A 26,029-nucleotide genomic window follows, 5' to 3' on the forward strand; every position below is an offset into this window, starting at 1 on the left:
TCCGCATGTCCCTTAAGCACTTTATCCAAATCACCAAACCGGGGATCATTTTCGGTAACGTGCTTTCTGTGGCAGGCGGATTTTTCCTGGCCTCCAAAGGGCATGTCGATCTGGCCATCTTCCTGGCCGCCATGATCGGCACGTCCCTGGTGGTTGCCTCCGGTTGCGTGTTCAACAACTGCATCGACCGCGACATCGACATCAAGATGGAGCGCACCAAGAACCGCGTGCTGGTCCAGGGCTTGATCTCCCTGAAACTGGCCCTGATCTATGCGACCGTCCTGGGTGTCGCCGGCGTTACCCTGTTGTACAAGGTGGCCAACCCGTTGGCCGCACTGTTCGCCGTCATCGGCTTCGTGATCTACGTCGGCTTCTACAGCCTGTACCTCAAGCGCAAGTCGATTCACGGCACGCTGGTGGGCAGCCTGTCGGGCGCCATGCCGCCGGTCATCGGCTACGTCGCGGTGAGCAACACCTTCGACATGGCCGCGCTGACCCTGCTGGTGATGTTCAGCCTGTGGCAGATGCCGCATTCCTACGCCATCGCGATCTTCCGCTTCAATGATTACCTGGCCGCATCGATTCCGGTGCTGCCAGTGAAGCGCGGGATCGAAGTGGCCAAGAAGCACATCCTGATCTACATCCTGGCCTTCCTCGTGGCGACCTTGATGCTGACCTTCAGTGGCTACGCCGGCATGAGCTACCTCGCCGTCGCCGCGGCCATGGGCATGTACTGGCTGTACATGGCCTGGACCGGCTACAAGGCAGTGGATGACACGGTCTGGGCACGCAAGCTGTTCGTGTTCTCGATCTTCACCATTACCGCGTTGAGCGTGATGATGTCCCTGGACTTCAAAGTGCCGAGCGAGTTGCTGCTGACGTACGCGCCTTAAGCGTCGGATGCTGTAAAAAACCGTCCTTCGAGAGAAGGGCGGTTTTTTTTGCTTTTTGGAAAAGCGATAAACATGTACCGCACTAAATTGTTTGGGTGGTCGATAGTGGAGTGGCGCATTGAGGAACAACGCGCATAACCCATAGATGCCAGGAGGCACCATGTTAAATCTCGAACAAACCAAAACCATCTTGAATGCCGCTATCGGTAAACCATACAGCGAGTCACTGCGTGAGGCATTGTCGCAGCTCACTGGGCGCCCTGTTCGCCCAATGGGTTTTGGTTTCGCCGGTACGGCGGATTTACGGACAGAACGTGTGAGTCTGAACTTCAATGAAGATTTGGTGATCCATTCGTACAATTTTGGTTAAGCAAGAATCCCGCCCTTTGAGAGAAGGGCGGGATTTTTTGTCGGGGGTAATTCAGGTGCTACCGCCAATTTTGAGTTCTACGCCCCCCCTGTAAGAGCAGCTTGCCCGCGAAGGCGGTGTGTCAGGCAACATTGATGCTGGATGTGACGGCCTCATCGCGAGCAGGCTCGCTCCCACAATGGTTAGTGGTCATCGCGGATACCGGGCACGACGCTGGTCCCCTGTGGGAGCGAGCCTGCTCGCGAAGGCGGTGGATCAGGCGACATGGATATTGGCTGTGACGGCCTTTTCGCGAGCAGGCTCGTTCCCACAACATCGGTGACTGTTAGTTATTTACTTTGTGTGTCAAGCAACCGGAAAAACCGCTCACGCACCTGCAAGCTGTCACTGTGCGCCACGTTGAAGCGCAGGAACTGACTGGCATTCGGCCCTTTGCTCAGCAAGGTGCCCGGTGCCAATACCATATTGTTCTCCAGCCCCTGGCGAGCCAGGTTCTCGGCATGCAATCCATCCGGCAATCGCACCCAGATAAACACGCCTTCGCCGGGCAGCGAGGAAAGCGAACACCCGGCCTGCGCCAACCAGCCGGCCACTCGGCTGTTGGATTCATACAGCCGGTCCACCGTGCGCCGCGCATGCTTGGCGTAGCTGCCGTCGCTGAGCATGGTGCAGGTGATCTGCTCCGCCAGTTCCGAGGTCACGCCACCGCAGGCCATTTTCAGGGCGACCATCCGCGCCGCCAGTTGCGGTGACAGTACGGTGTAGCTGACGCGGCTGTTGGCGGTCAGGGTCTTGGAGAAGCCGGACACATAACTCACATTGTCCAATCCGCTGGCCGCCAGGCGCGGGGTGCGGCGTTGCTGGATGTCGCAGTACAGATCGTCTTCGACGATGTGGAAGCCATGGCGGTGGCTCAATTCCAGCAAGCGGTAGACCTGGGCCGGGGTGAACGAGTGGCCGGTGGGGTTATGCAGTGTGCTGTTGGTCATGTACAGCACGGGTTTGTGGGCGATCAGCAGTTGCTCGAGCGCGTCGAGGTCCATGCCGTCGCAATCCCGGGCGATGGTGATGACTTTGGCGCCGTGCAGCGCCAGGTTGGCGTGCATGTTGAAGTAGCACGGATCATCGAGCAGTACGGTGTCGCCGGGTTTGACCAGCAGGCGCATCAGCAGATCGATGGCCTGCATGGTGTTGGCGGTGGTGATGATCTGGTCCACCGGCGCTTCGATGCCGAAGGTCGCCAGTTTGACCCGCAAAGCCTGGCGCAATGGCAAGTAACCCCCGGCCACGCCGTACTCGCCCATGCGCAACGATGTCGCTCGCAGCGTACTGCGCACGGCTTTCTGCAATTCTTCGGCGGGTAGCCACGAGGTCGGCAGGAAACCGCAGCCGGGGCGCAGCGCACCGTTGTCCAACAGCAGTGCGCGGCGAATTACGCTGAGGGTGTCCTGGGGTTGCAGGTCCGGGCCGGTACCACTTTTCAGCGCCGCTTCGGAGCGATGCACGTAATGCCCCGAGCCCTGGCGCGACACCACCAGCCCCTTGGCCCGCATCCGGTCCAGGGCATCGACCACCGTGGACTTGCCCACGTTCATCAAGTCGGAGAGTTCGCGAATCGGCGGCAGCTTGGCGCCGTGGGGCAGGCCTCCGGTGCTGATGGCTTGCGTCAGCTGATCGACGATCTGCTGCACCAACGGCGCGCCGGGTTGGAATTCAATGGCGGCAATGACTGCACGTTGAACCTGCATTTTACTGGTCTCTCCGGCAGTAAAGTTCGTTGGATTCTATACGAACTTGCCCTGATCAGGACAAGCCTCTCTCTCTACCATGCCCTTACAGACTTTTCTGAATGTCGGCCTTGGTTGGCGGGCGTTCATCCGGTTCCTGAGGTGCTGCATGAGTGTCGAAACAACGGTCGCGGTGGCCAAGCCGGTCATTAACCTGCGGTTATTCACGATCCGGATCATCACGGCTGTTTCGCTGTTCGCGGTGCTGGGCAAGGCCAACGTCTGGCTCGACACGGCCACCAACAGCATCCTGGCCCTTGGATATCGTGCCTTGTTGCTGTTGTTGCCCCTGACTTTACTGGTGCTTGGCCGCCGCTCCCTGAGCGTCACGCTGCTGTGTGCCGGCCTGGGCCTGGTGCTGCTGGCGCTGACCAGCAATCAAGGCATGGTGATGTTTGCCGCCGCACTTTTTGCCTATGGCATTGCCATTGCCGGTTACCTGATCAAGAGCGAAGCGGCCCAGACCAAGGAAGGCGCGGCCTACAACCGCGTGGCCATGAACATGGGTAGCCTGGTGGCCGGTTTGATCCTGCTGTCGCCGCTGCTCACCCCAACGATGTTTTTCCTCGGTGCGGCGGCCTTTGTGTTGCTGTGCCTGCCGATCGCCCTCGGCGCAACCTTCACCAGCGAGCCGGTGCTGGCCCGTCCGGCCAGTCAGGTCGGCAGCAGTTGGGGCAACAAACTGCCGTGGGTGATCGCCGGGATCATCATGGGCATCAAGCTGTTCGGGGTGTTCTCGATCCTGCCACAGGCGATCCTGCTCAAGACCGGCGAGCTGCCGGCCTGGTACGGCCTGATGCTGATCCTCAACAGCGCCGTGGTGGTGTTCGCCCAGGTGCCGGTGATGAAGCTGATCGAGCGCACCGGGCGCTTCAAGGTCGTGGCGGTGATCGGGATCATCGTCGGCGGTTTTGCCGTGCTGTCTTCGCCAGCTGTGTTCCACGTCGAAACCCTTGCCGGGGCGCTGATCTGGGTGGCGTTGCTGTCGATCGCCGAATGCGCCTTCAGCTACCTCGATTACTTCTCGGTCAAGCAAAACAACATGTTCGTCAAGGAAGTGTCCCTGGGTGTGGGGGCCGGGCTGACCGTGTTGATCATGCGAGTGGTGCCGGCGCCGTACAACGCGCTGGTCCTCGCCGCCATCGGCGCCGGCGGGATCCTGGCCTGGTACTGGCTCAACCGTCAATCCAATGCGTCGCTGCATGACTGAGTCATCGCCGTTGCGGTTTTCACTTTGCAGGTCGGGGGCATTATGAATACGACTTCATGCGTGGTAGTGGTCGGTTACAACGGCAATCGGGTTCACGACATCCAGAAATTGCGCGAGCTGTGCAAGTCGCTCTACAACGCCAGGCTCATCCTGCTGGTCGAGAAGATTCAGCCCCATGACGACCAGGTGGCCGATCACGTCTGCAGCACTTCACTGGCCGAGAAAGACGTGGCGGCGTCCCTTGAACTGGTGGTGGGGTGCCTGAATGCCGACAACTGGAAGCTGATCGGCGTACTGCCGTTCTCCGATCGCGGCGTGCTGCTCGGTGCAGCACTGGCCACTCACTTCGGCCTGCCGGGCATTACCCCGGACGAAGCACGGGCGGGCTTGGACAAGCAGATCTTTCGCCGGCTTGAAGCCACGGCCAGCCGTTCCCCCGAAGAATACCGGCCGGTGTTTTCCGTGCGGATCGAAAGCCTGCCGGAACTGCGCCAGAGCGTCGTCGAACTGGGTGGCAAGGCCTTCATCAAGCCAGCCTGCGAAGGGGCGAGCCGAGGCTGTCGCGTGATCCATCACCCTTCGGAATGCGATGACGCCTGGCTCGCACTCAAGCCCTACCGCGAAGGCGGCATCGTCCTTGAAGAACTGGTGCAGAACGCCCGCGAATACAGCTGGGACTATGTGGCCGGCAGCACCTGGGTGACTGAAAAAACCACCACCGAAGGCGCCTACCGCGCCGAGATCCAGCAAGTCGTCCCTGCACCGCTTGCGGCGCAGGTTCAGGCACGCTTGATGGCTGCCGGTCGGCATATGGCGGGTCTGGTGTCCGGGGACAACGGTGCCTGGCACAACGAAGTGTTCCTGCGCCGCGACAACCTGACCAGCGCCGTGGAAACCAACATGCGCCCTGGCGGCATGCACATCTGGGACCTGGCCAAGCACGCCTTCGTCAATTTCGATCCGTGGGAACGCTGGGTGCGCTGGGCGGTGGAAGGCAAGACCGAGCAGCATGAGCCAGTGGCTCGCGGCTACTGCGGCATTCGCCTGCTAAGAGCGCCGGCCGGCGGCATCCTGCGGGCAACACCAGACATCGAGGCCCTGGCCCGCGTACTGCGCATCGACCTGGTGGAAGGGCAGTACGCCAAGCGTATCGGCGACTCGGTCAGCGCGCTGGTCAAAGACAACTTCTCATTCATCGGCCACATCGTGTTGTTCAACGAACACTACGGGCAACTGAGCAACGATCTGTTGCGCCTGGCCGAGTCGATTGAGTCACGCATCGAGGTCACTTGCCTGGCACCGGCCACCCGCGCCGTGTGTTGAGCCTGCAAGCACCCGTTTTTTGCATTACCGATCAAGAGGGTTCGATCAATGATCCAGCACATGACCTGCGATGAACGCTTCATCGCCCTGGCCAAAGAGTTTGGCTATGACATTTACGGCGAGAACACCGCAGGCGGGCATTACGCGCCGCTGATCCGTCATCACGATGAGCTGTACATCAGCGGCCTGGTGCCACGCATGAACGGCAAGATCCATTACCCCGGCCGCGTCGGGCTGGACCTCAGCATGGCCGATGCGCAAGCGGCCGCCAGCATCAGTGCGATGCGCGGGCTGGCGTTGATCGTCGATGCCATCGGTTCGCTGGACAAGATCAAGTCATTGATCCGGGTAACGGTCTATGTGAAGTCCACGGCGGATTTTGTCGACTTGAGCGAAGTGGCCAACGGCGCCTCGGATGTGTTCAGCCACGTGTTGGGCGATGCCGGTAAACATACGCGCACTACAGTCGGTGTTTATCAATTACCCAAGAATGCCGCGATAGAAGTGGATATGATCGCCGCCTTGCGCCCATCGGTTTTGTAAATTAATTTCAGACTTTACAGCGCTGAACCCTATAACTTAAGGTTTAGCGCTAAAGTGTGGGAAATAAAAAGAAAGGACGTGCGAATGGATAACTTTCAAGGTGCGTTTTTTTCATATAAGGACTTTCGTCAGAGCCTGCATCATCGACAGCAAAGTGCCAAGGTGTGGAAAGGCACCGAACTGGCGGGTATGCGTCAGACCCTTGAGGCCAGCGACGTGGATATTGTCGCCTTAGCTCATGACAAGAGCATTGACGGTTGTGCAGTGACGCCGGGGATGGCGATCGCCATGCAATGGCTGAACCCCGGTGTGACGCTCAACGGTCACGCCCATTCCTGGTGGCATCTGTTCGTTATCCAGTGTGGCAGTGGCGTGCTGACCCTCGGCGATGCCGATGGGGTCGACGTCAGCAGCGGCGACGTGCTGCTGGTGCCGGCCTGGACCCGGCATGGCTTCGTCAACACCAGCAAACACGAGCCTCTGGCGATGCTGAACATGAGCAACATGCCACAAATGGCACTGCTCTCGAACTTTGCCGACAGCCATGGCCTGATCACCACCCAGGCGTAAATTCCCAACGCATCAACCCAGGGAGCCAACCTTCGTTGGCTCCCTTTTTTTGTTTTAGAGACCTGCCCCTGTATTTCCATTTGCAGCGCTTTTGGCTGCGTGTCTGCCGGTAGGAAACAACTTTCTGTATCGATTGAAACGGACAAATTCTGTATCTATTCAGCCTTCATTCAACTAACTACGATCACTTCCAATGCACGTTAATCCCTGCAGTCAGTCAATGGAGTGCTCTATGGAAAACAGGAAGCTAAAACTGTATGTCGGCGCCGATCATGTCAGCGCTTTTGCGATGTCGGCTTTTGTCGCGCTCAAGGAAAAGCAACTTTCATTTGAACTTGTCACGGTTGATCTGAAATCACGCGAAAACTATAGGGCGAGTTATCGCGATCTTTCGCTGACCTGCAAAATTCCAACGTTAGTTCACGACGATTTTGCCTTGTCGGAATCCTCGGCGATTGCCGAGTACCTCGATGAACTCTGCCCGGGGCATAAAAAACTCTATCCGCAAGGCCTCCAGCAGCGTGCTCGCGCCCGTCAATTGCAGGCCTGGCTGCGCAGTGACTTGCTGGTGGTGCGCAAGGAGCGCCCGTTTGACCTGGTGTACTTCGGCAAGAAAAACACCGCGCTGTCCGACGAGGCCCAAGCCGCCGTCGAACGCCTGTTGTTCGTCGCCGACCATTTGCTGGAGGAGGGCGCCGAGCATCTGTTCGGTGACTGGAGCATTGCCGACACCGACCTGGCAATCATGCTCAACCGCCTGGTTGCCAACGGCGATCCGGTGCCGGCACGGCTCCAAGCCTATGTGCGTCGCCAGTGGGACCGCGACAGCGTTCGGGCGTGGATGGACATAGAGCGCAAAGCGCCGGCCATCGCCTAACAACACTCAGGGCAACCACCAGGAGCGCGGCCATGCAAGGACTGTCGGAGCACGAACGCTACAAACCCTATAACTCACGCACCATCCGCGACACACCTTACTGGCACAAGCTGACGCCGGCGTTGCAGGAGGCCATGACCGTCGTGGCCCGGGTCATGCCGTTTCGCACCAACGACTATGTGCTGGGCACGCTGATCGACTGGGACAACATTCCGGACGATCCGGTTTTCCGCATGACCTTCCCCCACAAGGACATGTTGCTGCCAGAGGAATACGCCTCGCTCAAACAACTGATCGAGCTGGATGACAGCGCGGCGATCAAGCGCCGGATCGAGGCGATCTGGCTGCGCATGAACCCGCATCCGGCCGGACAGTTGACCCACAACGGCGTCACGCTCAACGGCAAAGTCCTACCGGGCATCCAGCACAAGTACCGCGAGACCGTGCTGTTTTTCCCCGGTGCCGGTCAGACCTGTCACGCGTACTGCACCTTCTGTTTCCGCTGGGCGCAGTTCATCGGCGAGGAAGAACTCAAGTTCAACGCTCGCGAGTCCCAGGAGCTGGTCAGTTACCTGCGGGTGCATACCGAAGTCACGGACGTGCTGATTACCGGCGGCGACCCGATGATCATGAACACCCGTTCGCTGGCCGGATACATCGAGCCGTTGCTGCAATTGCCACACCTCAAGAGCATCCGCATCGGCACCAAATCGGTGGCGTACTGGCCGCAGCGTTTTGTCAGCGACAAGGATGCTCCCGAGTTGCTGGCGCTGTTCCAGCGCATCGTCGCGGCGGGTAAAAACCTGTCGATCATGGGCCACTACAACCACCCGGTGGAGATCCGCCAGGCCATTGCCCGCCAGGCCATCGAGCGCATCCGCTCGACGGGCGCGACACTGCGCATGCAGGCGCCGGTGATCCGCCACATCAACGAAAACCCCGCCGATTGGGCCGCGCTGTGGACCGAAGGCGTGCGGCTCGGGGCCGTGCCTTATTACATGTTCGTCGAGCGTGACACCGGCCCCAGCCACTACTTCGCGATGCCGCTGGCCCGGGCCTTCGAGATCTTCCAGGCGGCGTACCGCACGGTGTCTGGGCTTGCGCGAACGGTGCGCGGGCCGTCCATGAGCACCTTCTACGGCAAGGTGTTGATCAACGGCATCGAGACCGTCGCCGGGGAAAAAGTCTTCGTCTTGCAGTTCCTCCAGGCACGCAATCCGCAATGGGTGTTGCGCACGTTCTACGCGCGCTTCGATCCGCAAGTGACCTGGTTCGACGACTTGCAACCGGCCTTCGGCGAGCGTTCGTTCTTCTTTCAGGCCGAGCTCGCCGCCGTGCCGGAATTGATACCGGTGTTGCTGGAAACGGCGTAGGAAAATTCATGAGCAATGGGGAGATATGGAAATGAGCAGTATCCCGTTTGATCAGCGCGAGGGTGTTATCTGGCTCGACGGCGAGTTCGTCGAGTGGTCCCGGGCGCAGTTGCATGTGCTGACCCATGGCCTGCATTACGCGAGCACCGTGTATGAAGGCGAGCGGGTCTACAACGGCAGGATCTTCAAGCTGCGCGAGCACAGCGAGCGGCTGTACCGCTCGGCGCACCTGATGGACTTTGCCATCCCCTATGAGCTGGCCGAACTGGAGGCAGCGAGCCATGAACTGCTGCAACGCAACAAGGTGGTCGACGGTTATCTGCGCCCGGTGGCCTGGCGCGGCAGTGAAATGATCTCCACCTCGGCGCGCTTCAACCGTGTGCACCTGGCCATCGCCTGCTGGCAGTGGCCGAGCTATTTCGACCCGGCGGCGCGCATGGTTGGCATCCGCTTGAAAACCGCGAGCTGGTGCCGCCCGCCACCCTGCAGCAGCCCGTTCGAGGCCAAGGCTTCCGGGCATTACCAGATCGCCACGCTGAGCAAGCACGACGCCGAGAACACGGGGTACCACGATGCGTTGATGCTCGACTGGCGCGGCCACGTCGCCGAAGCCACCAGCGCCAATGTGTTTTTCGTCAAGGGCCGGACGCTGCACACCCCGCTGCCGGATTGTTTTCTCAACGGCATCACCCGGCAAACCGTGATCGAACTGGCCAGGGCGTTGGATTATCAGGTGGTCGAGCGAACGATTCTGCCTACGGAACTCGGCGACTTCGATGAATGTTTTCTCACGGGCACCGCCGCCGAAATCACCCCGGTGCAGAGCATCGATGAGTGGCGCTATCGACCGGGCGGCGCCTGCCGCGACTTCATTGCCGCTTACTCCTCAACCGTAAACGCCTGATCACCTGCCAGGAAACTCACCATGTCAGATCAAGGGATTGTTGCGTCTCAACCTTACATTTCGCTCGGCCATCGCCATGAAGAACTGTCGACGCTGGGCTGGACTGTGCTGACTGCGGACGAATTTGCCGATGATGTCACCGGCACCTTGCAGGCGTTCGGTCGGATCATTCCGCAGTTCAACGGCCAGACGGCCTTTGCCATTACCCGCAAGCCAGGTTACGAAGACTTGCCCTATTCCCAAAGCATGAACGGCATTGGCCCGCACACTGAGGCGCCGGTGTACGGACCGCCGCCCCGTTACCTGGCGTTGCATTGCCATAAGCAGGCCACGTGCGGGGGCGGGCACACCGGGCTGGTGGACGGCTATGAATTTCTCCGCGCCCTCGAACGCAGCGAGCCGCAACTGCGCGCATGGCTCGATGACACGCCGGTCGAATTTGTCGCCACCGCCAAACCGGGGGAACCGGGCCAACGGCGGGTCAAGGAGTACATCCTCACGCCTACGGAGGACGGGGATATTTTCCGTTTCAGTTACAACCAGTTTCACTACGGCGATGTAAACCCGTCCAGGGAAGCTCTACAACAATCCCTGGTCGCCAACAGCACCTCGCCGCTGGCCAGGTTTGCCGCGCTCGGCGAGGCGTACTTCGTCGAGCACAACATTCCTGTGCTCATTCCCGACGGATGCCTGCTGATTTGGGACAACTGGCGAATGATTCACGCCCGCAGTCGTTACACTGATCCGGCGCGCAACCTGACCCGCTATTGGCTGGCCTGATTTTTCCGTCGCCCTTTATTCTTTTGGCGTACCCCTTGGCGGGTACGCGCCTTACAGGTATCGCGTCATGCAAACAGCAATCGAGATCGCCCAGGTCGATCATCAACTGATCGTGCGGCTCAACCAGGCCTGGACCAAGCGCGCCTCCGTTTGTGCGCCGGACAGGGCCCGGATCACTGAAGAATTCGACCCGCTGCGCCCGGATTACCCGGAGTGCATGGTGCCGTTTTTCCATCACCCAAAATTCCAGGCCTTGAGTGACGAGCTCAAAAGCAGCGTGGTGACCTGGGGCTGGATCGGCTACAACCTGCGCACCGTCACCGCCGAAGAACACATTGTCAATCCGGCCCTCAGCGTCATTGCCAATCAGTACCTGGGCAAGGACGACTGGCATTTTCGCGAGGCCATGCAACAGACCCTGATCGACGAGCACTACCACACGCTGATGCACCTGCGCGCCATCGAACGGACCAGGCTGGAGCGGGCGCTGGATCAGAATCTGGATCTGCCACCGTCCGTCACTTACCTGCGCCTGAAGGCCTTGCAGGCAGAGCTGACCGAGCAATGGCAGCGGGATCTGGCGGCGATCACTTTTGCGGTGGTGGCCGAGATCAGCGTCAACGCCTATCTGGATTTGCTGGCGGATGACCAGACCATTCAGCCGCAGAACCGCCGGGTGGCCGAGCTGCACAACCGCGACGAATACGCTCACAGCAAGGTGCTGGCTGAAGTGGCGAAGGTCATGTACGCCAATATGCAGCCGACCCAGCGGGAATTTTTCGCACGTAACCTGTCGGTGGCGCTGAGTGCCTTTATCGCTCAGGACTACTCGATGTGGGAGGCGATTCTGACGCAGCTCGGGGTCGAGGAGGCGGCACTGATCATTGCCGACACCCGCGAAAGCAACAGGAACGCGACCATCATGCGCGACTACAGCGGCCTGCATAAACTGGCACAGGACCTGGGCATCAGCGAGCAGATCGATTTCGACTTCCGTCCGACCCTCAAAACCACGGCGGCCGCCTGAGCCCGGAGGTGTCTATGTCCATGCCTGTGTACGAAGTGTTCGCCATCCGTGTCGGCGCAAACGCCCAGCGCACCGCCAGGGAGAATTTTCTCTACGACGCCTGTTGCGGTGATCCGAATGCGCCGATGCCGCTGGATTACTACTTCTGGGTCATCCGCAACGAGCAGCAGGTGATCGTGGTCGACACCTGTTTCCAACCGGCCACGGCGGACCGGCGCAATCGCCAGATGTACCGCCTGCCGGAAGAATCCCTGCGGCAACTGGACATCGATCCGGCCCGGGTCGAACACCTGATCCTGACCCATTTGCACTGGGACCATGCCGGCAACCTCGGGCTGTTCCCGAAGGCGACCGTGCATTTGCAGGAAGCGGAACTGCGTTTCTGCACCGGGCCGAAAATGGCCCATCGCACGGTGAACAAAACCTACGAAGTCGAGGACGTGATGTCGGCGCTGCCGCCGCTGTTCGAAGGGCGGATGCGTTTGCACAGCGGCACGGTCGAAGTGTTGCCAGGTGTGACCCTGCACCCCGTGGGCGGGCACACGCCGGGCAGCCAGGTGGTGCGCGTGAACACTGAGCGCGGCTGGATTGTGCTGGCCTCGGATGCCGCGCACCTGTGGGTGAACATTCGTGAGCGCAGTCCGTTCCCGATCCTCGATGACCTGGCGCAAACCCTCGAAGCCTTCACCGAGATCGACCGCCTGGCCGATGGTAAAGACCACGTCATCCCCGGTCACGACCCGCTGATCGCCGAGCGCTTTCCGCACTGGAATGACGACCCGCATATCGTTTGTCTGCACCAACCCCCGAGCTGAAACCCACCCAAAAAACCTGTGGGAGCGGGCTTGCCCGCGATGGCGGAGTGTCAGACACATCTATGCTTAATGTGCCGCCGTCATCGCGGGCAAGCCCGCTCCCACAGGGGGGAGTGTTATCCCTGAGCTTTCAGGATACGTCCCAACGTCTGCAGTGCCTCATCGATCCGTGGCGAATACGGCGCGCCGCAGCCAATGCGCACAAAGTGATTGAAGCGCTCGGTGTTGGAAAAGATATCCCCAGGGGAAATCTGGATGCCGACCTTCAGCGCTTCGTGAAAAAACGCCATGGATGAATGCCGGCGAGGCAATTCCACCCATAACAGCGTGCCGCCTTGCGGATGAGTGACGCTGGTGCCGATGGGAAAATAGCGGGCGATCGCCGTGCTCATCTGCTCGCGTTGTACGGTCAGGGTTTTCCTCAACCGTCGCAGGTAACGTTCATAAGAGGGTGTGCGCATGAATTCGCTGACCGCCAGTTGCGATAACAGCTCGCACCCCCGCGACTGCGTGTGCTTGAGCATCTCCACACGGTCGTGCCATTTGCCAGCGCTGATCCAGCCCAGGCGCATGCCCGGTGCCAGGGTTTTGTTCAGCGAGGCGCAATAGATCACGTTGTCGGTGCGGTCCCAATGTTTGAGCGTGGACAGCGGCTGCTCGGTGTCCACCAGGTCGCCGTAGGTGTCGTCCTCGATCAGCACGGTGTTGTGCTCGGCGCACAGTTTAACCAGGCGTGCCTTGTTGGCGGCGGGCATGATGCTGCCCAGCGGGTTTTGCAGGTTGGGAATGACGATCAACGCCGTGACCCGTTCAGGGCCTTGCAGCAGCAGTTCCAGGGCCGCCAGATTGAGCCCGGTGTGGGCCGAGGCCGGGACTTCCAGTACTCGCAGGCTCAGGCTTTCGAGAATTTGCAGCAGACCGTAGAAGGTCGGCGACTCCACGGCCACGGTGTCTCCGGGGCGGGTGATTGCACGCAAGGCCAGGTTGATTGCTTCGGTGGCGCCGTTGGTGATCACGATCCGCTCGGGGGCCAGGTGGGTCTTGCTGGCCAGCGCCCGCCGCGCCAGGAGGTGGCGCAATGCGCTGTTGCCGCAGGTCGAGCCCGCGGCGCCGAGCAGGCGGGTGTCGTAGCGCAGCGACTTGATCATGTTGTCTTGCAAGGTCTTCAGCGGATAAAGCTCCGGCGCGCAGTAGGCGCTGGCGAAATTGACCTTGATCGTTGCGCGCTGACTGGCCTTGAGCACCGTTGAGACCTGTTGATGAATGCCGACATAGGCGCTGGTATCCAGCGCTGGCGCCGAGGCTACCGGGGTGGGCCTGGGTGAGGCGTCGGGCAGGCGAATGTAGTTGCCGGAACGCGGTCGGGCTTCCAGGACGCCGCAATCTTCCAGTTCCCGGCACACCTGCACTGCGGTCGACAGGCTGACGGCGTGTTTTTCCATCATCAAGCGGATCGAGGGCAAACGTTCACCGGTTTTCAAGGTGCCGCTGCGGATAGCGTCCAGATAGTGATTGGCCAGTTGGCGATACAAAGGGGTCGTGTTCATGATGACCTCAGCAGTTGCACCACCAAGGTCTGGGCTGGAAAGTGAGTTGACGCTCCCCGCAGGCGGACCCGTGGTGCTCATGGGTGAAGGGAAGTGTTGTTCAGCGTCGATACTGGAAGAGTAATCGCGGTTTTGCCTGAATCACGGGCAATAAAAAGCCCTGCGCTAGGGCAGGGCTCTTATTTGAGTCAGTGAGTGACCTGTGGCGAGGGGGCTTGCCCCCGTTGGGTGGCGCAGCCACCCCAATCAAGCTATTTGAGTCTTTCAGGAAAACCGCATTCACCGAGTTTACGACGGCTTCGCCGCCGAACGGGGGCAAGCCCCCTCGCCACAGACAAGCTCGCTAGCCACAACATCAGGTATTACTGCGCAGCGATGCTATAACCGTCGAATGCGGTCTGCTGCTGCAGGGCGGTGATGATGTTCTTGCGGTTGACCGCTTGCTCGGCGCCGCTGTTGTCCAGGAACGTCTCGCTTTCCAGTTCCGCCTCATCGCCTTCGCCAACGAAGGTGAAACCGAGGAACTCCAGGGCTTCACGGTCGACGTTCAGGCGCGAGCGTGGGGTGCGCAGCGGCAGGGTGACGCTGATGCCGTCCTTGCTGATGGTGAACACTTCGACTTCTTTCTTGGCCTTGGCGGCCTTGCTCTTGCCGCCGCTCGGGTTGCTGATGGCCTGGTGCGTCTGGTTCAGCACCTTCAGGGCCAGGCCGTAGACGATTTCTTGGAACGCCGGGTCGTCCTTGAAGCTGGAGAGGATGCGGCTGATCGGGAACTTGCTGCTCAGGTCTTCCAGCGCGGCGATGTCGGCGGCTTCGGCGTCCTTGAGTTGCTTGAGCTGGCCCATCAGTTCATAGGCCTTGTCGTCGTCGAAGCTGTCGTGGGCCTGCCGAATGGCGGCGCGCAGTTCGCGGATCTGATCACTTTCGCGGGTGGACTGGAAAGCGTCCAGCACCATCTCGCTGATGGTTTTCGCCTGGGGTACGTGTTGTGAAAGATTGATGGAGTTTTCGTATTCCGCTTTGGACGACAAGGTGACTACGGATTCAGCGGTGTTGGAATCGGACATTGAAATTTCACTACTTCTTTGAACTTGAATAGGGGCGAGAAAGCCCGGGGGCTTTTTCAGGCCGCCTAATCTATTGGACCGAGACGGCGTTGTCACGGATCAACAGGCGGCTGGTCATGATTTCGCTTTCTGTAGGAGCGAGCCTGCTCGCGATGGACGTTAACGATAACGCGTTCATTCTGGATGAGCGCGGTGCCCTTGAGACCATCGCGAGCAGGCTCGCTCCTACAGGAATGGCGGCGGTTGAACGAAAAAAGCCCCGCGCTTGTATGGCAAGCGCAGGGCTTTTTTTGAAGTGCTTACGGATGCAGGAGTTTCTGCGCCCGTTTATCCGCCAGATGCTGAACCACCAGTCGTCCGATCAGCACCAGCAACGTCAGCGAGATCAGCAACACCGAAATCGCCGCGACGCTCGGATCGACGTTATCGCGCAAGCCGCTCCAGATGCGCTTGGGCAGAGTGTCGACGTTGACGCTGGTGATGAACAGCGTCACCGCCACTTCTTCCCAGGACAGGGCAAACCCCAACAGCGCGGTGGAGGCCAGACCCAGTTTCAGGTTCGGCAGGATCACCATGAACGTGGTCTGCATCAGGCTGGCACCAAGGTTGCGCGAGGCCAGTTCGATGCGCCGGTCGATCTGGCTGAGGGCCACCAGCATGGTCACCACGCCGTACGGCACCACCATGATTACGTGGGCAATCACCACGCCGGTCAGGGTGTCGTAGCCCATACCCGGCGCGAAGCGACCGAGCTTGGTCTCCATGAAGTACAGCACCAGCGCGGAAATCACCGGCGGGATCGCCATCGGCAACAGCACCAGGCCGATCAGGGCCGTGGCCCATTTGGAGCGCATGTACCAGATGCCGAGGCTGAAACTCGCGGCCAGCAGGGTGGCGATGACGCTGGTAGCGAAGGCGATGGTCAGGCTCTGGCTGATGGCGTGGAACCAGTCCGGGTTGCTCACCAGCGCTTCATAGTGGCGCAGCGACCAGTTGCCTTCGGGCATCGACAGGAAGCGCTTGCTGGTGAACGACACCGGAATGACCGTCAGCAACGGGAACAGCATGAAGGCCATGGCGACCACGGCCAACAGCCGCGTACTCAGGCTTGTGCGATGGGTATTCATAGTGATCTCAGCCTACCAGTCGGTTGACGCGGGTCATTTTCAACAGCACCCAGATCAGCGCGCTGACCAGGGCCAGCAACACCACGCTCAGTGCCGCACCCAGGCCCCAGTTGCTGGTCTGGAACATTTGCAGGAACACATACTCGGCGATCATCACCGTTTGCCCGCCACCCAACAGTACCGGGGTGATGAAGAAGCCCAGGCAGAACACGAAAACCATGATGAACGCGCCCAGAATGCCCGGCAGGGTCTGCGGCAGCAGCACTTGCCAGAAGGTGCGCAAGGCACCGGCCCCCAGGCCGCGCGAGGCCATGAGCACACGCTGGTCGAGTTGACGCATGGTCGACAGCAGCGGGAACACCGCGTACGGGATCATCACGTGGAGCATGCCGATGACCACGCCTATCTCATTGCGGCTCAGTTGCAGCGGCTGGTCGATCAACCCCATGCCCATCAGGCCGTTGTTGAGCACGCCGTTGCTGCGCAGGGCGATCAACCAGCCGAAGGCCCGCACCAGCACGGAAATCCAGAACGGAATGAAGATGCAGATCTCCACCACGCGCTGCCAGAACGGCGGGCTGAACACCCAGCAGTAGGCCAGCAGGTAACCGATCATCAAGGCCAGGCCACTGACGGTCAGGCACAGGCGCAACGTGCGCCAGAGCATTTCGTGGATCGCCGGGTCCGTGGCGATGCGCTGGTACTGCTCGATGCCCGGCGTCGGCAGCGAGAAGCTCCAGCCGACCACGCCGAGGAACGGCAGCACGTAGAAGACCAGCAGCAACACCGGCAACGGAAACAGCAGCAGGCCGCGCTCCAGGCCCGGCGAGCTGAAGCGGGGCTTGGGGGCGGTCAGGGTCGAGGTCAGGGTGTTGGTCATGGTCACAGGCTCACTTGGACAACCGCGTCAGGTACTCTTCCAGGGCTTTGGAGTAGTTGTCGGCGTACCACTGGGCGTTGAGAGCGATCTGCTTTTTCAGGTTTTCTTCGGAGGCGCAGTTGGCTTCCAGTTGCTTGGCCGACATCAGCTTTTCCGTGGCGCTGTTGGACGGCCCGTTGCCCAGCAGTTCGAACAGCTTGAGCTGGCCTTCGGGTTGCAAGGCTTGCTGGATGAACTGCATGGTCGGTTGAGTGCCGCCGGGGTTGCCGTTCAATACCGCCCAACTGCTGGAGTTGATGAAGCCGTTGTCGAAGCTCCAGCGCACGCGGTTGTCGGTGTCTTCGCTGAGCAGCTTGGCGCGGGTGTGCCAGATCGCACCCACCGACACCTCGCCGTCGACCATCAGTTGCTGGCTCTCGGCACCCGAACTCCAGAACGACAAGACGTGCGGCTTGATCTCGTCGATCTTCTTCAGGGCCCGTGGCACGTCCAGCGGGTACAACTGATCAGCTGGAACGCCGTCGGCCAGCAACGCCGCTTCGAGCATGCCGTTCATCCACTTGTACAGCGTGCGCTTGCCGGGGAATTTCTTCACATCCCAGAAATCGGCCCAGGTCTTGGGCCCGTTTTCACCGAATTTTTCGCTGTCCCAGGCCATCACGTAGCTGAACTGGTAGCTGGCGATGCCGTAATCGGAGGAGAGCGCCGGGGCCACCTGATCGCGCTTGATGGTGTTGTAGTCCAGAGGCTGCAGGATTTTTTCCCGGCCCAGCACGATGGCACTGTAGCTCTCGACGTCGACCACGTCCCAGCTCGGTTGGCCACTGGCCAGCTGCGAGCGGATGGCCCCTTCGGTCGGGCCGGCACCGTCGATGCGCACCTGGATGCCGGTGTTTTTGGTGAAGGTGTCGGTCCACGCCGAACGGAATGCGTTCAGGGCGTCGCCGCCCCAGTTGACCACCACCAGCGGCTTGTCCGCCGACCAGCTGATGCCGCTGCGCAGCGCCAGGGGCACCGCTGCCAGCAGGCCCATGGCCTGGATGAAGGTGCGACGGTTGATCTGACCGTCGCGGGCCTTGTCGATAAGCACTTCGATGCAGTCTTGTTGGTGATCCTGGCGCATGGGCAAGTCCTCAGTTGGCGGGTGTCTGCGTGGACACCGGCCTTTTTGTTGTCATTGGAAGAGAGCTTTGTGACGCAGTTTTTTGCGGTTCAGGCCTGTAGCAGGAAGCTTTGCTGCACCGGCCAGCTCAGCCACACCGGCGCACCGCCGGGCATCGACGCGCCCGGGTGATTGCCCGGTACGGACAGGTTGATCGGCAGCGTGTCGCCGCCGACCTTGAGCGCCAGATGGGTGCTGGAGCCTTGATAAACCTTGTCGGTGAGTTGCGCGGGCATCACGTTGTAGCCCTCCCGGGTCGGGCACTCGCTGTGCAGCTCCATGTGCTCTGGGCGCACGGCCAGCACGATCGGTGCCGCACTCAGTGCGTTCGGCGCCTGGGCATGCAATACGCTGGTGCCGCAGCGGCCGCTGGCGGTCTGGCCGTTGCGGGTCAGGTTGTCCAGCGGGAACAGGTTCATCTTGCCCAGGAACTCGGCGACGAAACGGCTCTCGGGGCGGTTGTAGATGTTTTCCGGGGTGTCGACCTGGGTCAGTTTGCCGTGGTTGAAGATCGCGATGCGCGAGGACAGCGCCAACGCTTCGTTCTGGTCGTGGGTGACGAAGACGAAACTGGTACCGACCTGACGGTGGATGCGTTGCAGCTCGGTTTGCAGTTGTTCGCGCAGGTTCTTGTCCAGCGCCGACAGTGGCTCGTCGAGCAGCAGCAGTTCCGGCTCGAACACCAGCGCCCGGGCAATCGCCACGCGCTGCTGCTGGCCGCCGGACATCTCGGCGGGTTTCTTGTGCATGTGTGCACCGAGGCCGACCACTTCAAGGATGTGCTTGACCCGGCGATTGCGTTCTTCAACGGGGACTTTGCGGATGCGCAGCGGGTAGGCCACGTTGTCGGCCACGCTCATGTGCGGGAACAGCGCATAACCCTGGAACACCATGCCGTAGTTCCGCTTCTCGGCGGAACGCCGGATGATATCGACGCCTTGCTCCATCAGCTTGCCCGAGGTCGGGCTGAGGAAACCGGCCAGAATCATCAGCAAGGTGGTTTTGCCCGAGCCGGACGGACCCAGCAGGGTAAGAAATTCGCCTTGGCGAACGTCGAGATCGACGTTATCCAGCGCCGCGAAACGGCCGTAATACTGGCTGATACCTTGAGCGCTGAGCTGGATCGCTGAACGGCTGGACACAATGAGGTTCCTCTTTTTATTGCCCATAAGACGTACGAGGACGGATGCGAATCCGAAATGGGCTTTGGGCTTATTATTGTTAAAAATATCGCTACATCAATGGAATTATTTTGCTCGTATTGGTTAGTTTTATTGAACAAATAAGCTGTGTATTTCGCCTCGGCCAGAGGCCCCGAAATAGAGCTTCTACCCTGTGGGAGCGAGCTTGCTCGCGATAGCGATTTATCAGGCGACATCAATGGTGACTGTGGTGGCCTCATCGCGAGCAAGCTCGCTCCCACAGGGGAATGTGATGTGCTTTTACAGGGTGTCCTGCCAGGTCTGGTGGGACGATTGCAGCTGCGTCTTGACCCAGTTGCTGAAGGCCTGGACCACGGCACGCTCGGCTTTTTGCGGGTCGGCGACCAAGTAATAGCCACGGTGCAGGTCGATGCTGATGTCGAACGGGCGCACCAGCAAACCCTTGGACAAGGCATCGCCGCTGATCAGGTTGTCGCCAATCGCAATGCCCTGGCCGGCAATGCAGGCGGACTGTGCGCAGTGCGCATCGGAAAACAGAATGCCGCTCATTGCGTTGACCCCTGAAGCACCGGCAGCAGTCAGCCACACGCGCCAGTCCGAATAGTCGGTCATGTGCAGCAGCGGGTAGGCACTGAGTTCCTGCGGGTTTTTCAACCCGCTCAATGCGTTGATCAGACGCGGGCTGCACACCGGGAAAAAGCGCAGCGCCACAATCTCTTCGACGACCATTTCCGGCCAGTCGCCGATGCCGTAGGCAATGAACAGATCGGTGTTGGGGTTGTGGGTGTCGTCCGGCGTCCGCGGCGAGATCAGCTGCAACTGCACTTGCGGGTACTGCCGCAAAAAAGCACCGATGTGGTGACACAACCAATAGGTGGCGAACCCAGGCGCGCAACTGACGCATAGCCGCCCGGAGATTTCCTGGTCGTCGACCAACTGTCCGGCGTCGAGCAGGTTCAACAGAATCCCGTGCACTTCCCGCGCATAGCGTTCGCCCTGATACGTCAGGCCGATGCCTCGGCCAATGCGCTCGGTCAGGGCGAAACCGACACACTCCTCCAGCTTGCTGATCTGGTGGCTGATGGCGCTGCGGGTCAGGTTCAGTTCACGGGCCGCGACCGACACGCTGCCCAGACGGGCAACCGCATCCAGCGCACGAAGGGCTGTCATCGAAGGAAAACGCATAAATCATCCCGTTATGGTTTAGAGCGGTAGATATGGTGACGTAAATCGAACAGTCAGGCCAAAAAAAATCGATTGTTGTATCGGTTGATTCAACAATACTAGCCCCATTCGTCGTTGGGCCGAGCTGGCCCCTTATCCAAGAGGTGCTGCATGACCCGTTGTGCCGAGGCGCTCGTTCAGTTGCTGGAAGGCTATGGTGTTGAAACCGTCTTCGGCATTCCCGGCGTGCACACCGTCGAGTTGTATCGTGGCCTGCACGGCAGTCGCCTGAAGCACATCAGCCCGCGCCACGAGCAGGGCGCCGGGTTCATGGCGGACGGTTATGCCCGTGCCAGCGGCAAGCCCGGAGTGTGCTTCATCATCACCGGACCGGGCATGACCAACATCATCACCGCCATGGGCCAGGCCTATGCCGACTCGGTGCCGATGCTGGTGATTTCCACCTGCAACCGTCGCGAACACCTGCGCCTGGGCCATGGCCACCTGCATGAAATGCCGGATCAGCGCGCGCTGGTCGCCGGGGTCTGTGCCTTCAGCCATACGCTGCAACACCCGTCGCAATTGCCGGAAGTGCTGGCACGGGCCTTTGCCTTGTTCGGCTGTACGCGGCCGCGGCCGGTGCACATCGAGATTCCGCTGGATGTGCTGGAGATGTCTGCCGACGGGCTGGACTTGCGTGCGCGTTCATTGCCTGCCGCGCCGGCCCCTGCGCCGCAAGCCATTGATGACGCCGTGGCCCTGATCAACAACGCCAAGCGTCCGTTGATTCTCGCCGGTGGCGGTGCGCGCCGGGCCAGTGAGGCCCTGACCGCACTCGCCGAACGCCTGCAGGCCCCCGTGGCGCTGACCACCAACGCCCGCGGCTTGCTGGCCCCCGAACATCCTTTATTGCTCGACGGCGTGCAGTCCTCGGCCCATGGTCGCGAGCTGTTTGCCGAGGCCGACCTGGTGCTGGCCGTCGGCACCGAACTCGGGGAGACCGACTACGACTTTTTTGGTCTTGGCCCTGTGCAGTTCAAGGCACCGCTGATTCGCCTGGACATCGATCCCATGCAAATACTCGGCGTACAAGCGGCCACGGTCGGCTTGCTGGGAGATGCCGGGCAAGGCTTGCTGTTGTTGCTCGATCGACTGCCGCAGCGCCAGTCCGATCCAGCCTGGGCGGCTGAGCGAGTGACCCAGGTCAACGCCCTCGAGCACGCCGGCTGGAGCGCCAGACAATCACGTATGCAAGCGCTGCTCGATACCCTGCGCGATCACTTGCCGCAGCCACTGATCGTCGGCGATTCGACCCAACCGGTGTACCAGGGCGCGCTCGGCTATAGGGCGCCAACCCCCAATAGCTGGTTCAACGCCGGTAGCGGCTACGGCACCCTCGGCTACGGTTTGCCCGCCGCCATCGGCGCCAAGCTGGCCCAACCTTTGCGCCCGGTGGTGGCGTTGGTCGGCGACGGGGGCTTGCAGTTTTCCAGTGCCGAACTGATCGCCGCCAAAGAGGCCGGCGTCGGCGTGATCCTGCTGCTGTGGAACAACAGCAGCTACGCCGAAATCCGCGACTACATGAACGCCAAGGCGGTGCCATTGCTGGGGGTGGACATCCTCACGCCGGACTTCGCTGCGCTGGCGCAAAGCTGCCACGTCAGCCATCACCGGGCACGTGATTTGGACGGCTTGCGCGAGCTGCTGGGGCAACTCGGCAGTAGCGATGAGCCGGTGATGATCGAGGTCGATGCCGCAACCTTTCTGGCGGACTAAAACAACAACAATTTTTTCAGGTCGCCGAAACGTAGATCGTCCGGCAGACCTTTCAATCTCCTGAACTCAAAGGTGGCTTACATGGCTGAGTCCGATAACTTTTCCTCTACCCATTCCGTGCAGGGGACCTACGCCGACCTGATCCTGGCCAACGGTCGTATCTACACCCAGGACCCGGCCAACCCGTGGGCCGAGGCCGTGGCCATCCGCGACGGCAAGTTGATCGCAGTCGCCAGCCTCGGCCAGATCGAGATGTTCAAGGGCCCGAACACCCGCGTGCACGACCTGCAAGGCGCATTCTGCATGCCGGGCCTGCACGACATGCACACACACCCCGACCTCGCGCTGGCGCCGCGCTACGCCGATGACCTCGACGTCGGCATCGAAGACCCGACCCCGGAGCAGCTGCGCGAAAGCATCCTCGCCTATGCCGACAGTCATCCCGGCGACGGCTGGATCTACGGCCAGTACTGGGTGCGCTACACCTTCCGCGAGGCCGGCCTGACCCCGGGTCGCGAGTGGCTCGACAGCGTCATGCCGGACCGCCCGGTGGCACTGCTCGACCGCATGTGGGGCACCATGATGGTCAACTCCAAGGCCCTGGAACTGGCCGGCATCGACCGCCACACGTCCGACCCGCGCAACGGTTATTTCGAGCGTGACGAGCTGAGCGGCGAACCCACCGGCCTGATGATCGACGGTGCCTACGCGATGATCCATGCCGCCATGCCACCGACGCCGGTCAGCGTGCTGCGTCGCGCCTACCGCGATGGCGTGCACTTCCAGAGCTCGCGTGGCGTCACGGCGAGCAAATACGTGCACGTCTGCGAACAGCGTTTGCAGGCCCTCAAGGAACTCGACGACAGCGGCGAACTGACGGTGCGCATCGAAGCGGCGATCAGTTGGCAGGACGACATCTTCCCGGTGCGTCGTCGCTGGGAGCTGCTGGCCGGCGAGCGTCACTACTACCGCAGCGCGCGCCTGAGCGCCAATGCGGTGAAGTTCCACTTCGACGGCACCGTGGAGCCGAAGTCTTCGTACCTGCTGACCCCGTGGCCGCAGGAATCGAGCTGGCGCGGCAAGCTCAACCTGACCCCGGAACACATCACCGACATGGTGGTGGACATGGACCGCAAGGGCATCCGCGTGATCGCCCACTGCACCGGTGACGGCGCCTCCGACGTGTTCCTCGATGCCGTGGCCGAGGCCCGTCGTCGCAACGGTTTCAGCGGTGTGCGTCACCAGTGCGCCCACAGCACCTTGCTGCACCCCGGCAACCTGCCGCGCTTCAAGGAGCTGAATGTCATCGCCGAATTTTCCCCGGCCGCCTGGTACCCGACGCCGTTCGCCAGCGGTGCGCGTTCCGGTTACGGCCAGGAACGCCTCAAGCGCATCTACGATTTCAAAGGCGTGCTCGCCGCCGGCGGCACTGCGGTGATGGGCACCGACTGGCCGGTGGCGTCCATCGACCCGTGGCTGGCGCTGGAAACCATGATCACCCGGCAGAACCCATGGAACGACGACCCGGCGTGCTTCGGCGACCCGATCAGCCTCGAACAGGCGCTGACCGTGATCACCAGCAACGGCGCCGTGGCCATGGGCCTGGAACACAGCACCGGCAGCCTGCAAGTGGGCAAGTCGGCGGACCTGATCGTCATCGACCGCGACCTGTTCGCTGCACCGGCACGCAACTACATCCACAAGACCCAGGTGCTGCTGACCTTCGTTGAAGGGCAACTGGTCTACGACCGCCACTCAACGCTGGAAACGGTCGGCCTCAAAGCCGTCTGGCAGGGCGAACCACCGGTGCTGGAGGGCAAGGCAGAATGACTTCCCCACGTATCGCCGTGACCGTGGTGTCGGGTTTTCTCGGCGCCGGTAAAACCACCTTGCTCAACCGTATGGTGCGCCGTGCCGAAGGCAGTCGGCTGGCGGTGATCGTCAACGATTTCGGCGAGCTGAACATCGATGCGGCCATCGTTTCCGAAGTCACCGACGCGGTGTACAGCCTGCAGAACGGCTGCATCTGTTGCACGGTGCAGGAAGACCTGCTGGCGCAACTCGCCAGCCTGGCGCAGCTTGAACCAAGGTTGGAGCGTATCGTCATCGAGTGCAGCGGTGTGTCCGATCCGCAGCGCATCGTGCAGACCCTGGCTTATCCACAGCTGCGCAGCCAGATGCAACTGGATATGGTGATCACGGTGGTCGACGCCACCCGCCATCTGCAACTCGACGGTGAATACGCGCGCCTGGCTCGGGCGCAGGTGGCCGCTGCCGACTTGCTGTTGCTGAACAAGACCGATCTGGTCGACGCGGCGCAGTTGCAGGCCTTGCGCGATGCACTGGGCGCCAGGACGCGTGTGCATGAAAGTGTGCAAGCCGAGTTGCCCGATGCGTTGTGGCTGGATACCGATCTGGACCTTGAGCCTCGGGCACAGAAACCGCTGACCCGGGTGTCCGATAGCGATCACGGCGAGATGTTCAGCAGCTGGTTGTGGCAGAGCAACGCGGCCCTCGATGTCGAGTGCTTGCGTGGCTGGTTGAGGGCGCTGCCCAGCGATGTATTCCGGGTCAAAGGCCTGGTGTTGCTGACGCCGGGCAGCACGGCGCACTGGCTGCAACATGTCGGCACCCGCAGTCAGTTTCTGCCGGCACTGGATGACGTTCGGGCCGATGCCACACGCCTGGTGTTCATCGCTCGCCGGGGCTTCGATGGCTGGGAGGCCTTGGGGCAAGGGCTGGAAGATTGCACTGTGAAAGAGGTAGCCGGGGTATGACATCGACAGAGCAACGTCTGCGTGAAGAGTTGGCGGCCTGCTACCGCTTGATTGCGCACTTTCGCATGACCGATTTGATCTTCACCCACATCTCGGTGCGCATTCCGGGGCCGGAGCATCACTTTCTGATCAACCCCTACGGGCTGATGTTCGACGAAATCACCGCGTCCAACCTGGTGAAGATCGACCTCGATGGCCACGCTGTGGAGCCCTCGCCGTACCCGGTCAACCCGGCGGGTTTCGTGATTCACAGTGCGATCCATGGCGCTCGAGAAGACGCGCAGTGCGTGCTGCACACCCACACCAAATCCGGGTGTGCGGTGGCGGCGTTGAAGTGCGGGTTGTTGCCGGTGAACCAGATTTCCATGGAGTTCTACGGTCGCGTCGCTTATCACGATTACGAAGGCGTAGCGCTGGACTTGAGTGAGCAACGACGGCTGGTGGCGGACATGGGCGACAAGCCGGTGATGATGCTGCGCAACCATGGCTTGCTGACGGTGGGCGAGACGGTAGGGCAGGCGTTCATGCGCATGTATTACCTGGAAAAGGCCTGTGACATCCAGTTGGCCGCGCAAGCTGCCGGTGAGCTGGTGCTGCCGTCGGCGGAGGTTTGCGCGCACACCGAGCGGCAATTCAATGATCCGGGACGGCCGTTGGATGAAGGCGAGTTCGATGACCCGGATGCCATGCAACTGGCCTGGGCGGCCTTGTTGCGGATGCTGGATCGAGTGGCGCCGGGTTATCGCGACTAGCTCTGCCCTTGTGTTGAACGGGCCGGCCCCTTCGCTGGCAAGCCAGCTCCCACAGGGTTAGTGGGTGTACGCAAAATCTGTGAGCACCCGAAAACATTGTGGGAGCTGGCTTGCCAGCGATGGGGCCCGGTCAGGCACCACA

The 26,029-nt window shown here is 61.0% G+C and carries 24 protein-coding genes; 16 read left to right on the forward strand and 8 right to left on the reverse strand.

Annotation, left to right across the window (positions count from 1 at the left end; genetic code table 11):
• Positions 1-5 precede the first annotated feature (5 nt).
• Positions 6-893 carry a heme o synthase gene (gene cyoE / locus Q8X48_RS26985; RefSeq protein ID WP_407802220.1) on the forward strand — a complete coding sequence of 296 codons (888 nt, stop codon included), beginning with the start codon at positions 6-8 and terminating at the stop codon, positions 891-893.
• 160 nt (positions 894-1,053) lie between these two features.
• Entirely contained in the window at positions 1,054-1,263 is a 210-nt protein-coding gene (locus Q8X48_RS26990; RefSeq protein WP_407802221.1) for a hypothetical protein, read from the forward strand.
• Between the two features lie 329 nt (positions 1,264-1,592).
• Here the strand turns inward: Q8X48_RS26990 and Q8X48_RS26995 are convergent, their stop codons facing one another.
• Positions 1,593-3,011 (reverse strand): aminotransferase-like domain-containing protein, encoded by a 1,419-nt coding sequence (locus tag Q8X48_RS26995; protein ID WP_407802222.1) that lies wholly within the window; start codon positions 3,009-3,011, stop codon positions 1,593-1,595.
• Between the two features lie 148 nt (positions 3,012-3,159).
• Here Q8X48_RS26995 and Q8X48_RS27000 point away from each other — a divergent pair, with 148 nt between their 5' ends.
• The 10 genes from Q8X48_RS27000 to Q8X48_RS27045 all read left to right on the forward strand — a co-directional run bounded on the left by Q8X48_RS27000 (position 3,160) and on the right by Q8X48_RS27045 (position 12,472).
• The gene (locus tag Q8X48_RS27000) at positions 3,160-4,260 is read left to right on the forward strand and encodes a hypothetical protein (RefSeq protein WP_407802223.1); all 1,101 of its coding nucleotides are present in this window, start codon (positions 3,160-3,162) and stop codon (positions 4,258-4,260) included.
• A gap of 42 nt (positions 4,261-4,302) precedes the next feature.
• Positions 4,303-5,583 carry an ATP-grasp domain-containing protein gene (locus tag Q8X48_RS27005; protein WP_407802224.1) on the forward strand — a complete coding sequence of 427 codons (1,281 nt, stop codon included), beginning with the start codon at positions 4,303-4,305 and terminating at the stop codon, positions 5,581-5,583.
• A gap of 48 nt (positions 5,584-5,631) precedes the next feature.
• Complete coding sequence (locus Q8X48_RS27010; RefSeq protein ID WP_046040191.1) at positions 5,632-6,126, forward strand: RidA family protein; 495 nt, start codon at positions 5,632-5,634, stop codon at positions 6,124-6,126.
• Positions 6,127-6,210: 84 nt separating this feature from the next.
• The gene (locus tag Q8X48_RS27015) at positions 6,211-6,696 is read left to right on the forward strand and encodes a cupin domain-containing protein (protein ID WP_407802225.1); all 486 of its coding nucleotides are present in this window, start codon (positions 6,211-6,213) and stop codon (positions 6,694-6,696) included.
• A 232-nt stretch (positions 6,697-6,928) separates the two neighbouring features.
• On the forward strand, positions 6,929-7,573 hold the full coding sequence (gene yfcF, locus Q8X48_RS27020) for a glutathione transferase (RefSeq protein ID WP_116581025.1): 645 nt from the start codon (positions 6,929-6,931) through the stop codon (positions 7,571-7,573).
• Between the two features lie 32 nt (positions 7,574-7,605).
• Positions 7,606-8,946 carry a KamA family radical SAM protein gene (locus Q8X48_RS27025; protein WP_407802227.1) on the forward strand — a complete coding sequence of 447 codons (1,341 nt, stop codon included), beginning with the start codon at positions 7,606-7,608 and terminating at the stop codon, positions 8,944-8,946.
• Positions 8,947-8,977: 31 nt separating this feature from the next.
• Positions 8,978-9,850, forward strand: a complete 873-nt coding sequence (locus Q8X48_RS27030; protein ID WP_407802228.1) for a branched-chain amino acid aminotransferase — start codon at positions 8,978-8,980, stop codon at positions 9,848-9,850.
• Positions 9,851-9,871: 21 nt separating this feature from the next.
• Positions 9,872-10,630, forward strand: coding sequence for a TauD/TfdA family dioxygenase (locus tag Q8X48_RS27035; RefSeq protein ID WP_407802229.1), 759 nt, complete (start codon positions 9,872-9,874; stop codon positions 10,628-10,630).
• 67 nt (positions 10,631-10,697) lie between these two features.
• Positions 10,698-11,657, forward strand: coding sequence for a diiron oxygenase (locus Q8X48_RS27040; protein ID WP_407802230.1), 960 nt, complete (start codon positions 10,698-10,700; stop codon positions 11,655-11,657).
• Between the two features lie 14 nt (positions 11,658-11,671).
• Positions 11,672-12,472 carry an N-acyl homoserine lactonase family protein gene (locus Q8X48_RS27045; RefSeq protein ID WP_407802231.1) on the forward strand — a complete coding sequence of 267 codons (801 nt, stop codon included), beginning with the start codon at positions 11,672-11,674 and terminating at the stop codon, positions 12,470-12,472.
• A gap of 116 nt (positions 12,473-12,588) precedes the next feature.
• Here the strand turns inward: Q8X48_RS27045 and Q8X48_RS27050 are convergent, their stop codons facing one another.
• The 7 genes from Q8X48_RS27050 to Q8X48_RS27080 all read right to left on the reverse strand — a co-directional run bounded on the left by Q8X48_RS27050 (position 12,589) and on the right by Q8X48_RS27080 (position 20,603).
• Entirely contained in the window at positions 12,589-14,019 is a 1,431-nt protein-coding gene (locus Q8X48_RS27050) for an aminotransferase-like domain-containing protein (RefSeq protein ID WP_407802232.1), read from the reverse strand.
• A 362-nt stretch (positions 14,020-14,381) separates the two neighbouring features.
• A complete protein-coding gene (locus Q8X48_RS27055; RefSeq protein ID WP_007970398.1) occupies positions 14,382-15,086 on the reverse strand; it encodes a hypothetical protein in 705 nt (234 codons plus the stop codon).
• Positions 15,087-15,385: 299 nt separating this feature from the next.
• Positions 15,386-16,213 (reverse strand): ABC transporter permease, encoded by an 828-nt coding sequence (locus Q8X48_RS27060; protein ID WP_015093575.1) that lies wholly within the window; start codon positions 16,211-16,213, stop codon positions 15,386-15,388.
• Between the two features lie 7 nt (positions 16,214-16,220).
• Positions 16,221-17,093 (reverse strand): ABC transporter permease, encoded by an 873-nt coding sequence (locus Q8X48_RS27065; protein ID WP_407802233.1) that lies wholly within the window; start codon positions 17,091-17,093, stop codon positions 16,221-16,223.
• A gap of 10 nt (positions 17,094-17,103) precedes the next feature.
• Entirely contained in the window at positions 17,104-18,216 is a 1,113-nt protein-coding gene (locus tag Q8X48_RS27070) for an ABC transporter substrate-binding protein (RefSeq protein WP_007972055.1), read from the reverse strand.
• Positions 18,217-18,305: 89 nt separating this feature from the next.
• The gene (locus Q8X48_RS27075; protein WP_095965819.1) at positions 18,306-19,397 is read right to left on the reverse strand and encodes an ABC transporter ATP-binding protein; all 1,092 of its coding nucleotides are present in this window, start codon (positions 19,395-19,397) and stop codon (positions 18,306-18,308) included.
• 300 nt (positions 19,398-19,697) lie between these two features.
• The gene (locus Q8X48_RS27080; RefSeq protein WP_407802234.1) at positions 19,698-20,603 is read right to left on the reverse strand and encodes a LysR substrate-binding domain-containing protein; all 906 of its coding nucleotides are present in this window, start codon (positions 20,601-20,603) and stop codon (positions 19,698-19,700) included.
• A gap of 150 nt (positions 20,604-20,753) precedes the next feature.
• On the opposite strand from Q8X48_RS27080, the gene Q8X48_RS27085 reads away from it, so the two are divergent.
• The 4 genes from Q8X48_RS27085 (at position 20,754) to Q8X48_RS27100 (ending at position 25,887) form a co-directional block, all read left to right on the forward strand.
• A complete protein-coding gene (locus Q8X48_RS27085; RefSeq protein ID WP_407802235.1) occupies positions 20,754-22,358 on the forward strand; it encodes a 5-guanidino-2-oxopentanoate decarboxylase in 1,605 nt (534 codons plus the stop codon).
• 81 nt (positions 22,359-22,439) lie between these two features.
• Positions 22,440-24,188: an amidohydrolase gene (locus Q8X48_RS27090; RefSeq protein WP_126049409.1), complete on the forward strand. Its 1,749-nt coding sequence runs from the start codon at positions 22,440-22,442 to the stop codon at positions 24,186-24,188.
• Positions 24,185-25,135, forward strand: coding sequence for a CobW family GTP-binding protein (locus Q8X48_RS27095; protein WP_407802236.1), 951 nt, complete (start codon positions 24,185-24,187; stop codon positions 25,133-25,135). The genes Q8X48_RS27090 and Q8X48_RS27095 overlap by 4 nt, the downstream gene beginning before the upstream one ends.
• The gene (locus Q8X48_RS27100; protein ID WP_407802237.1) at positions 25,132-25,887 is read left to right on the forward strand and encodes a class II aldolase/adducin family protein; all 756 of its coding nucleotides are present in this window, start codon (positions 25,132-25,134) and stop codon (positions 25,885-25,887) included. The genes Q8X48_RS27095 and Q8X48_RS27100 overlap by 4 nt, the downstream gene beginning before the upstream one ends.
• The last annotated feature ends 142 nt before the right edge of the window (positions 25,888-26,029 follow it).

Origin of the sequence: Pseudomonas sp. QLc11A, assembly GCF_052112305.1 — a bacterium.
GTDB lineage: Bacteria > Pseudomonadota > Gammaproteobacteria > Pseudomonadales > Pseudomonadaceae > Aquipseudomonas > Aquipseudomonas laurylsulfatiphila.